Origin of the sequence: Microcystis sp. M090S1, from assembly GCF_020246295.1 — a bacterium.
Classification (GTDB): Bacteria; Cyanobacteriota; Cyanobacteriia; order Cyanobacteriales; family Microcystaceae; genus Microcystis; species Microcystis aeruginosa.
The window spans coordinates 1-10,377 of record NZ_JADBTF010000176.1 but is presented as its reverse complement, the minus strand read 5'-3'; the positions used below and the strand labels follow the sequence as shown (position 1 = coordinate 10,377).

Genomic DNA, 10,377 nt, shown 5'->3' with positions numbered 1-10,377 from the left:
CTTAAGTAGGTAGGCACAATTATTTGTAGGATGGGTTAGCGGTAGCGTAACCCATGCGGGCGTTGGGTTTCATGCTTCAACCCAACCTACGTTCATTTTATATTTAATTCCACCCACCTACTTAGCTTTGTGCTGTCCTAATAGCCTAAATACCACGATCAAATATTAACAAAATCTTAGAAAATTCTGACATTAATATTAACTTAGTTTAGAATAATCCCTAAGCATCTAAAATACTCACTTTTACCAAAAAATGTATCACAAAAGTTATGGCATACTTGAAACCTTAGCACCCCTTCATGTGGGAGCAACCGCAGGAGAAGAAACGGGTAATCTTAACCTCATTTTTCGTGACCAATTCACCCAAACAGCAATTATCCCTGGTAGTTCTATTCGCGGCCGTTTTCGTGCCGATATGAACAATATAGATGAAAAACGTACATGGTACGGACACGAAACAATCCCAGGACAAGAAGACGGAGGAACCACCGAAGCAAAAGTTAAATTTGAATATGCTTCCCTCGTTTGGTTGCCGGTATTTTGTCCGGGGCAGCCGATAGTTTGGGTCACTTCTCCCCTATTATTAAAACGCTATAAACAAATCACGGGAATCTCTGCAAAAGTACCCAATCCCTATACTGCTTCCCCTAGTTTACAAGCGCGAGTAGTGCAGGGAGTTAACCGCAATAGCAAAGTTTTATTTTTTAACTTAGGATTTCTCGAAATTGAACACTTAGAGGAGCTTTCTTCGTGGATTCCCCCGCAAGCGGATTTAAAAGCTTCTCAATTAGTCGTCGTTGATGATAACGATATATCCATGCTGCACGATATGGCACTCTACCGACAAAGCCGGGTTAAACTACTAGAAGGTCAGAAAAAAGTGGATACAGAAAAAGGAGCTTTTTTCAATGTGGAAGCTTTACCCGTGGGTAGTATTTTAGTTTTTCCCATTGCTTGCAAAGAAACAGGATGGCAACCTTTTGGAGAATCGGTAAACCAAAAAGAATTATATTTCGGAGGATTAGAATCTATCGGTTTTGGTCGTTGCCAAGTTACTATTTTAAACTACGCTAATCAATAATTACATTTTATCTAATATTATGGCTTGGAAAGAATACAATCTCGATCGCATTGCTCAGAAATTAGTTCTCGCTGCCAAACTACGAGACCGAGATTCTCTCAATCAATCTTTTAAAATGCGTGAATCCGTTTCCTATGGACTAGAAAGATTCTGGGGTGAACATCTGCGCTTACAATCCAAGGAACCCAATAAGGCAAAATACTGGAAAGAAACTTGGGATAAATTAGTCGAAACCATGGCAGAAGCGGGGATTCCTATCCCTAACGATACCGTACAGGTAAATGATACCGAATCTGTTCAAGCAATGGCAGAAAAACTCTGGGAATTAAAGCTAGAAGACCAGAGAATTACCCTCGCTGTTTTAACGCAACTATGCGATTGTTTAGTTTGGTGGACTCAAAGATATAAAGGAACAAAGGAACGATAAATTATATGGTTAATATTCCCGATATTGGTGACAAAATCCCCCTGATGTTTCGCGCACAAAGCAAAGGGCGATCGCAATTACAATATATTGACTCTAAAAAAGATGAAAATGATAGCCAAAAATGGGTAAAAGAATGGATAGAACGAGTCGATGAAAATCCTCCCCAATTTGGTCAAGAAGTAAAAACCAAAGAATATCAAATATCATGGCGATTTGTCACTAATGGGGGACAAGATGAAGGAATAATTCGGCCTGTAATGGGTGCTTATGGCATACCATTTTATCCCGGTTCCAGCATGAAAGGAGCCTTTTGTCAAGCTTGCACCCCCGAACAAAAACAACGTTATCACCTCGAAAAAGATAGCGATAACCCTAGTCTTTTGCGCTTTCATGGCGGTTATCCCGTTAATGATTGGACGGAAAATCTTTTAGATATTGTTCACCCGCAACAGGGATGGCAAGTAAAAACCCCAAACACTCGACAAAAACCCAGTGGAGAAAGTGGTTTTGCTTTAATTTCTCTCTATCAACCTACCCTAAAATTTGGCATTTCTACCTCAATAGAACAACCCGATTGGGAGGAGATTTGGACTATCTGGGAAAGAGCTTTAGAATCTGGTCTAGGATGCCGTGTTAGTAGCGGTTACGGCTTACCAAAAGACATTAAACCTTCAAAAGAACCTTTATATAAATGTTTTCTGAAAGGCCAAGGAATGGCTCCTAAAAGCCTCGATGGTGCAAGGGAATTTCGACCCAATATTTTTCGAGGAGCAATTCGCGGTCATGCTTTGCGTATTTTTGGCGGTTTAACTGATGCTAAAAATGCCGAAAAATTAGTTAATCAGCTATTTGGAGGAATTGACGGAGAAGCAACCCAAGGTTTACTAGCTGTCGATTTTCATGTCAACTCTCTAGAGTTAGGAACCTTTGCCAAGGGTTACAACGAACCCACCTACACAGTAACAGGAGAATTGCGCTGGATTCTCACCCAATCTCTCCCCGAAAACCAGCAAGAATGCTTAAAAAAATTAATTCGTTTTCTCACTCGTTTTGCCATGTTATTAGGAGGATTTGGTAAATCATGGCGACGAGCAGATCATAGTATTTTCTATGAGGATTATTATCCCAATAAACCCTTAATTGGCTGTCATTGGCAATGGGGGGATAAAAGTTCTTTAATCAACGATAATAAAGTCAGATATTTAACTCATGTTCATCCCTTTATCAAAGATGTTCGCACTATTGCTAAAGAATGGATGACCTTACAAAAAGATATCCTCAGAACTCCCGATAATAGTGCTAAGTGGCGAGAAAGTTGGCATCCTGAAAATGTCGAGGTTTGGGGAAGAATTGCCGAAGATAAAGATGATTCTCTAGCCATAAAATGGCTTCATAAAGCCTATCAAAAATTGGATAATTTAAGTATCTATAAAACCTCAGTGACAGGAATTATCAATCAAATTGGTCGTCTTTGGCATCGAATGTATCCCCTTGTGAATATTATCACTACTGAACAGGGCAAAAAAAGACCGAAAGACACCTATAAATATCTAGAATTATTAACAATTTTTCCTGATGACTCTGATGATTGTGCTTATTTTCTAGGTTTTCTAGACAAGAATAATGGTCAAGAGGGAAAATTTCAAAAACTTTGGCCGAAATAATCCCGTTTATAGTTAAGTACCTAAGCAAAATTAATTACACATTAGGATTAGTTGGAAACTAAAAAAGTAAGGCTAATTAATGAATTAGCCTTACTCTTATTCCTTACCTATTAGGTCAAATAGGATTAGTTGGAAACATAAAGTTTTGAGCGGTGCGCTCAGACCAGTCAAATTCCCTCACCTATTAGGTCAAATAGGATTAGTTGGAAACTTCTTATCGTAGGTGTCGATATGGACAATCGGACCACCATTACCTATTAGGTCAAATAGGATTAGTTGGAAACATCAAGGCTATTCCCCAATCCGGCTCGACGGTTTCGAGTAGTCCTTACCTATTAGGTCAAATAGGATTAGTTGAAAACAGTTTAGAAACGGTATATTTTGACATATAACCGTTCTTTCCTTTCCTATTAGGTCAAATAGGATTAGTTGGAAAGCAGAAAAAGGGTTTCTAAAAGAAACCCTTTTTCTAATAAATTGTGTCAAATATATCTTGACAAAAATCGATAAAAATGCTACAACCTAACGGGAATATTCGCTTTAAATTACGAACACCCTAGCAGTTATCCTAATAGTGAAGTAGGAAGTTTTCCTTTGGGGGAGTCAGGAGTTGATCGCCGGTCAAGGAAAAACCCGAAATTCAACCTATTCCCTCGGATCAAAATCCGGCAGCGTCCCCAGCTTGCGAATGGTCACTTTAACATCCATAGACAAAAAGTCATCGGCATCACCAATCCAAGAACCGGAAAGAGGTATGATTTGACCGGGATGACGAGCGATCGCCACTCGAATTAAATCAAAGCTGGCGGTAATTTGATTAGTCGGATCATAATTACGCCAACCGGCCCCCGGCAGATAAACCTGTAACCAAGCATGGGTAGCACCAGAGCCAGTCATCCCCACTTCACCACCGTCGAGGGCAGCATCGTAGAGATAGCCACTGACAAAACGACAGGCTAAACCCAATCTTCGCAAAGCTTCGATCATCAACCAAGCATAATCGCGACAAGTTCCCGACTTTAGCCGCATGGTTTCTCCGGGGGATTGAGTTCCTTCAGTCTCCCTGGATTGGTAGGTAAAATTATCTTTGATAGCGGCCATCATTCTTTCCATGACATCGAGGGTATCATCTTGGTTCCCCGCTACAAAACTTTTGGCCCAAGCTGCCAGGCTGCCGTCGGCATCCTCGGCGTGGGGACGCATAAACGCCACTAGATCTAACCATTCATCGGGGGTGTACTGGATGGGAATTTCGATCGCCCGTTGATCGAGGGGAAAATCAGCGATCGCTTTTAAGCCAAAATGTTCCGCCCGTAATCGACAGGTAACGATTAATTCTGACGCTGCTTGAGCGAATTCAATCCCTACCACGTTGTTAGATAGAGTATCCATAGTCCAGCGCGTTTTGGCGGCAATATTCGCCTCTACAGAATAACTGATAATTCTTTCACCGTGACCGGTGCTGGGCAAAAAAATCGCCCGATGTTCCCCAAAAGTTACCGGTTTACGATAATGATAGCTGGTGATGTGTTCCAAGTCGTAGATGACACTCATCCTGATTATCCTTAATAAAGTAGCTGGTTATAATTAAATTGAAGATGGTTCCCCCCTTGATCCCCCCTTAATCCCCCCTTGATAAGCTGTCCTTTAGTCACATCTTTCTTAACATTTCAAACCCTTGTAGCACAAGGCTTTCAAGACTCGGTTAACAATTTGTAATATTCCTTGTTGACACCCTTACTGACAAAGAAAAAACTGAAATCAAGTCAGGATAAGGGTTGGAGTGCTTACTGAAAAAATTGTTAAGAAAGCTCCCTATAAGGGATAGCTTGATAAGGGGGGTATCTGACAATTTTTAACACCCACCCACTTAATCACTGACAACTGATAACCGATAACTGATAACTGATAACTGATAACTGATAACTGATAACTGAAATGACCTCTGACCCGTTCCTCGATCGAGCTTGGAATACCGAAGACCTAGAACAAGCGCTTCGAGGTGTCGGCACTATTCAAGAAGAACTCAACTATAATCAGGCACGCAATTCTCTGAGCAAACTTGTCGATCGTCTGGATCTTACCTCGATCGAGAAAATTGGTCTAGAAGCGGAGATCGAGCGCCTAGTAGCCCTGCTGGAAAAACTCGATCGATCCCTGATTCAAATTGCCGCTTTTGGCCTGGTGGGCCGGGGGAAATCCTCGATTTTAAATGCTCTGGTCGGTCAAGAAATCTTTACAACCGGTCCTCTACACGGAGTTACCCGCACCATTAAAGGGGTAAATTGGCAGTTAAGCAGCGATGATACTTTCCCAAATCTAGCGCGTCTGACCCTGAACGGCCAGGGTAATGCTCAGGTGCAATTGCTTGATACTCCCGGTATTGATGAGGTAGATGGGCAAACGAGGGAAATTCTCGCCTGTCAGGTGGCGCAGCAGGTGGATTTAATCCTTTTTATCATCTCTGGTGATATGACCAAAGTGGAATTTTCCGCCTTGGCCAAGTTACGCGAAGCAGGAAAACCGATGATTTTGGTCTTTAATAAAATCGATCAGTATCCGGAAGTCGATCGCCTCGCTATCTATGAGAAAATCGCCTCAGAACGGGTGAAAGAATTACTCTCCCCCGATGAGATTGTTATGGTGGCAGCCTCTCCCCTCTTGGCGGAGACGGTTAAAGGGCAGGATGGGCGGCTAAAAACGCAACGATTTCGGGGAAAACCACAGATAGAAGCCCTGAAACTCAAAATTTTGGAAATTCTAGATCGAGAGGGTAAATCGCTGGTAGCACTCAATTCTATGCTGTATGCGGACGAGGTAAACGAGCAAATTGTCGCCCGCAAAATGGCTATCCGTGATCGCGGCGCTAATCAATTGATTCAAAAAGCAGTGATGATCAAAGCATCGGCGATCGCTCTGAATCCGGTGACGGTGTTGGATCTGTTTACGGGGGCAGTTATCGATCTAGCCATGATTCTCGCTCTTTCTCGCTTATACGGCATCGATTTAACTCGTCAGGGGGCGATCGCTCTTTTACAAAAAATTGCCCTCAATATGGGGGGCATTAGTGCCAGCGAATTTTTAGCGGTTTTGGGCTTAAGTTCCCTAAAAGGACTGCTCGGTCTCTCGATTCCTGCCACTGGCGGCATTTCTCTCCTTCCCTATACTTCGATCGCCCTGACTCAAGCGGGAGTTGCCGGTGTATCCTGTTACGCGATCGGCCAAGTGACGAAAACCTATCTCGCTAATGGGGCCACCTGGGGACCCGATGGCCCTAAGGCAGTGGTGGCCAGTATTCTCGATTCCCTCGATGAAACCTCGATTCTCAACCGGATTAAGCGGGAATTAGGCTCAAAATTGGGGGGTGCGGGTTAGGGGAAGTGGGGAAGTGGGGAAGTGGGGAGACCACTTCGTGCGCGTTGCGGGGGGAAGTGGGGAAATTGAACTAAAACCCCAAAACCCCAAAACCCCAAAACCCCAACCTCCAACACCTAAAACCTGTCCCCTATCTCCTGACTGACTCCTAACTCCTAACTCCTAACGGTTGACCACTGATTACTGATCACTGACTCGATCAATCCAAGAAATGCTTGCTATGGACGATCGCCGCTATAATAACTACTGACCCTTGAATTTGATAGATCAGACGGTAGGCGTAGGCAGACTTTTCTCGGATGGTATCATCGCTAAACTCGGCGCATTTTTTCGCTTCTAGGGGACAATTTTCTAAAGAATAGCTTATATCAAGAATTCGACGCACGACGGCCGCCGCGTAGGACGGGGAATCTCGACTAATATAAGATGCGATCGCATCCACGTCTTCAATTGCTTTGGGCGACCAGACAAGGCGATAATTCACTCGATCAGCCATTTGTTTAAAAGACCCTCAACTTCTTCTTGGGGGATTGTATTCTCCAGAGAGGCAGCGTTCAAACTTTGACGCACCTTCTCCAGAACGTATAAATGATACTGAATATCTTCAATTGAACAATCATCTGGTAATTGATTCAAGAGGGATTCAACTTTTTGTCTAATGCTATTCATACAAGTTTGACCGAAGTTTTTAAGGAAAAGTATAAATTTAAGTTATCTATCAACTATCATCTATCATTTATCATCGGATAGAAAATTATAGTTACGCATCCTATCCTAAGCCATAGTCCCCAGAAAAGCGAGAAAAAGTTAAAAATAGATAGGGTGATTATCTAGCTTTTGTAACATTGGGGCGGGGATACTCTTAAGAATACTTAATAATTCTCCTATCTGCCCAATCCCCGCAACTTTTAGGGATTATTGACCGATAACCATCTAGCGGCCACAAGACCCCCCCCAATCGCAGAAATTTTTTGTTACATTAGTTTACAGTTCCCTCAACGCCCCAGTGGGTTATTAATTTTAATGTCTTCTTCGGTTCCTTCGTCGGATTTTATACCCTCAATCGGTCAAGAAACAGAAATCTTTAACTGGGCAAAATCCCATTATCGTAACCATACCTTTGCCAAAGATGAAAGAGTAGCCACGCGCCCCGGGCTATTATACTTTGTGGAATCTGGGGCGATTCGTATTCTTGGTAAGGCACAAGTTAACGTTATTGACCAAAAATCCCCCCGTCAACTACCTATTGCCGATAGTGAAGAAGTATTTCTCGGTTTTGTGGGTGCAGGTCAACCTTTTGAGATTGTTTCTCAATTTCCCTTTCAATTACAAGCCCAAGCTCATCTAGACGAGACCGAGTTAGTCTGGTTATACTGGGAAGATCTAGAACGCTGGCCGCAATTGCGATCGGCTGTTATGGAAACTTTTCGCCATCAATACCAGCGTAAGTTATTTTGGTTGAGTATTCTCGGTCAAAAACGCTCCCTCGATCGATTAATGGGGTTCTTGGTTTTATTATTGGAAGAATACGGTCAACCCTGTGTAGAAGGCTATTATCTTCCCTATCCCCTAACTCACGCTCAAATTGCCAGCGCCATCGGCACTACCAGAGTAACAGTAACAAGATTAATCGGTAAATTGCGACAACAAAATTCGATCTTTTTTAAGCAGGATAATCTTATCGGATTGCCCAGTTTATTTTTGAGTCAGAATTAATTTTTCTGCTGCTGGTGTTGCTGACTCAAGGTATGAATAAGTAATAGGACAAAATTAACTTCTTGGTTAGGAAAGGCAAAAGGCACTCATGCAAGCCCTAGTTAGATATGTGTAATTAATTGTGTCTAGCTACTTACCAACTGCGCATCCTATCCAAAAGCTAGTTTGGCTCTAGGTTTTAAAAATCCCACACAAGAAGATTCCTATCTCAAATCAGCAACGTCAGAAATCTATTATGACCGCACAAACCCCGCCATCGCTCTCCGTTCTCTATGAGGAAGATTTTGTTCTCTGGACAGAAAAAACCGCCGAACTGTTAAAGCGAAAAGAGTTTGACAGGGTGGACTGGGAAAATCTGATCGAGGAAGTCGAATGGATGGGAAAAAGTGAGCGCCAGGCCGTAGAAAGTTTATTAACTCAACTATTAATCCATCTTCTGAAACTGAGTTATTGGGCAGCGGAAAGAGAACGAAACGCGCGTCATTGGCTAGGAGAGATAGCCACTTTTCGAGTGCAACTGAAAAAAAAGATGAAAACCCCAACGCTGAAAAATCATGCCATCAATTCCTTCGGGGAGGCCTATTCAGACGCGAGACAAACCCTAATTGATGGGAGAATTGTCGATAAAAATACAATTCCCCTAGAGTCTATATTCACTCTCGAACAAGTATTAGACGGGGATTGGTTCCCCATCGATATCGCACCTTTTATTAGTTAAGACCCACATTCCGCACTTCACTAAGTAGCATAGTAGTAGTATGTAAATTTATAGCCAAGGGCAATCACTCTGGCAATAAACATCCGTATTTTTTAGGCAATACTTTTCGTAGTACGGATTAGAAAATGTCAATATTAGTGTATTTAGGCGCAAGAAAATAGAGGAATCAAAATAATCCCCTCAATAGTTAATCAATTATCATCAACCCAATTTACCTAGAGAAAATGAAAATTATAGATAATATTTTTGACAATAAGAAGGCAGAAATTCTCAAATAAAACTTCTTTCTTTTTTTGAATTGGCGATCTTTTCTTGTCCTTAATGCCTAGAAAATGTGGCTCTTCGTTACTTGTTATGGTTCGATAGGGGGGCATAAATCGACTAAATCCTTATCTGGCAAAAGACTTAATTGATTAGTTCGCTCTAGATAAAAAACAATTGACAAAAATCGCTAAATGCCTTTCTATATAAGGGTTCCATCCCTTATAACCCCCCTCCATTGCATAACACAAACCGAAGAGCCGAAAATGTCACCTAATAACGTTTGTGATCAACTAATTGGCTGAGAGTCACCACCTGATAACCTCGATCGTGTAATTTAGCTAATAAATTCTTCAGTACGATCGCCGTATTCTCATCTCTTTCGGGGGACCCACCGTGAAGCACTAAAATCGCCCCAGGGAAAATAAAGTGCGAGATATACCAAGTGGTAAATTGAGGATGATTCGTTCCTTTTCTGGTATCTAAAGGGATCATGGAAGCGAGGGCAAATCGGGACTCGTAGCCAGGGAATTTCCCAAAAAACGAGCGCATAGATTGATTATAGAAGGCTTGACCGGGACGATACCAGCGCGGCGCTTGACCGGCAAGACGACTTAAAATATCGTTAGCTTCCCGAAACTGACTGGCAAAAGCGTCGGCAGCCAGTTGACTGGTGCGGAGATCTTGGCTGCCGTGATTAGCGATTTCGTGACCTTGGGCGATTAGACGCTCAATCAAGGTGGAGTTCGGTTGCAGGTGTCCCGTGATCAGAAAAAAAGTCGCCTTGACGGGGCTGGCTTTTTCTCGATTATGAGCGGCGATCGCTGCTAAAATGCGATCGGTGGATTTTCCTTCCGGATCGTTGGGAGTGGGTAGATCATCGATAGTAAGGGCGATAATTTTCTCTCCTGTCGGTTGATAGAAAATCGCCCCGGTCAACAGCCGAGCGACGATCGAGATAATTAATTTGGCAATGCTCATTTGGGGGGTTAAGGGATGAGAAGAGAAGCAAAGATTAGCAATTATACTAAATCCGTTGAGTATAGGCTACATATCAGGATAGGCACTCATGCAAGAGGCACTCATGCAAAAGGAGGAATAGATAATCAGTCTTTAATAACTGGATTTGGTATTG

At 42.5% G+C, this 10,377-nt stretch carries 10 protein-coding genes and 1 CRISPR repeat array; of the genes, 6 read left to right on the top strand and 4 right to left on the bottom strand.

Annotation, left to right across the window (positions count from 1 at the left end):
- Positions 1-253 precede the first annotated feature (253 nt).
- From IM477_RS07985 to IM477_RS07975, 3 genes are read left to right on the top strand one after another with little or no spacing between them, the layout of a single operon-like run.
- Positions 254-1,081 carry an RAMP superfamily CRISPR-associated protein gene (locus IM477_RS07985; RefSeq protein WP_002736838.1) on the top strand — a complete coding sequence of 276 codons (828 nt, stop codon included), beginning with the start codon at positions 254-256 and terminating at the stop codon, positions 1,079-1,081.
- A gap of 19 nt (positions 1,082-1,100) precedes the next feature.
- Positions 1,101-1,508, top strand: a complete 408-nt coding sequence (locus IM477_RS07980) for a hypothetical protein (protein WP_002752858.1) — start codon at positions 1,101-1,103, stop codon at positions 1,506-1,508.
- Positions 1,509-1,513: 5 nt separating this feature from the next.
- Positions 1,514-3,172 carry an RAMP superfamily protein gene (locus IM477_RS07975; RefSeq protein WP_287731252.1) on the top strand — a complete coding sequence of 553 codons (1,659 nt, stop codon included), beginning with the start codon at positions 1,514-1,516 and terminating at the stop codon, positions 3,170-3,172.
- 105 nt (positions 3,173-3,277) lie between these two features.
- A CRISPR array of direct repeats spans positions 3,278-3,609; the repeat unit is 32 nt; unit sequence ACCTATTAGGTCAAATAGGATTAGTTGGAAAC.
- Between the two features lie 208 nt (positions 3,610-3,817).
- Here the strand turns inward: IM477_RS07975 and IM477_RS07970 are convergent.
- On the bottom strand, positions 3,818-4,726 hold the full coding sequence (locus tag IM477_RS07970) for a transglutaminase family protein (RefSeq protein ID WP_287731251.1): 909 nt from the start codon (positions 4,724-4,726) through the stop codon (positions 3,818-3,820).
- Between the two features lie 384 nt (positions 4,727-5,110).
- Here IM477_RS07970 and IM477_RS07965 point away from each other — a divergent pair, with 384 nt between their 5' ends.
- Positions 5,111-6,547: a GTP-binding protein gene (locus IM477_RS07965; RefSeq protein ID WP_287731250.1), complete on the top strand. Its 1,437-nt coding sequence runs from the start codon at positions 5,111-5,113 to the stop codon at positions 6,545-6,547.
- Positions 6,548-6,746: 199 nt separating this feature from the next.
- Here the strand turns inward: IM477_RS07965 and IM477_RS07960 are convergent, their stop codons facing one another.
- Together IM477_RS07960 and IM477_RS07955 are read right to left on the bottom strand one after the other, a co-directional pair.
- Positions 6,747-7,043 carry a type II toxin-antitoxin system RelE/ParE family toxin gene (locus tag IM477_RS07960; protein WP_081310256.1) on the bottom strand — a complete coding sequence of 99 codons (297 nt, stop codon included), beginning with the start codon at positions 7,041-7,043 and terminating at the stop codon, positions 6,747-6,749.
- Entirely contained in the window at positions 7,028-7,216 is a 189-nt protein-coding gene (locus IM477_RS07955) for a hypothetical protein (protein WP_002737442.1), read from the bottom strand. Before IM477_RS07955 ends, IM477_RS07960 begins: the two co-directional genes overlap by 16 nt.
- Before the next feature lie 354 nt (positions 7,217-7,570).
- Here IM477_RS07955 and IM477_RS07950 point away from each other — a divergent pair, with 354 nt between their 5' ends.
- Together IM477_RS07950 and IM477_RS07945 are read left to right on the top strand one after the other, a co-directional pair.
- Positions 7,571-8,263, top strand: coding sequence for a Crp/Fnr family transcriptional regulator (locus tag IM477_RS07950; protein WP_287731249.1), 693 nt, complete (start codon positions 7,571-7,573; stop codon positions 8,261-8,263).
- Between the two features lie 235 nt (positions 8,264-8,498).
- Positions 8,499-8,981, top strand: a complete 483-nt coding sequence (locus IM477_RS07945) for a DUF29 domain-containing protein (RefSeq protein WP_287170845.1) — start codon at positions 8,499-8,501, stop codon at positions 8,979-8,981.
- Between the two features lie 534 nt (positions 8,982-9,515).
- Here IM477_RS07945 and IM477_RS07940 read toward each other — a convergent pair.
- Positions 9,516-10,223, bottom strand: a complete 708-nt coding sequence (locus IM477_RS07940) for a polysaccharide deacetylase family protein (RefSeq protein WP_287731248.1) — start codon at positions 10,221-10,223, stop codon at positions 9,516-9,518.
- Positions 10,224-10,377 lie beyond the last annotated feature (154 nt).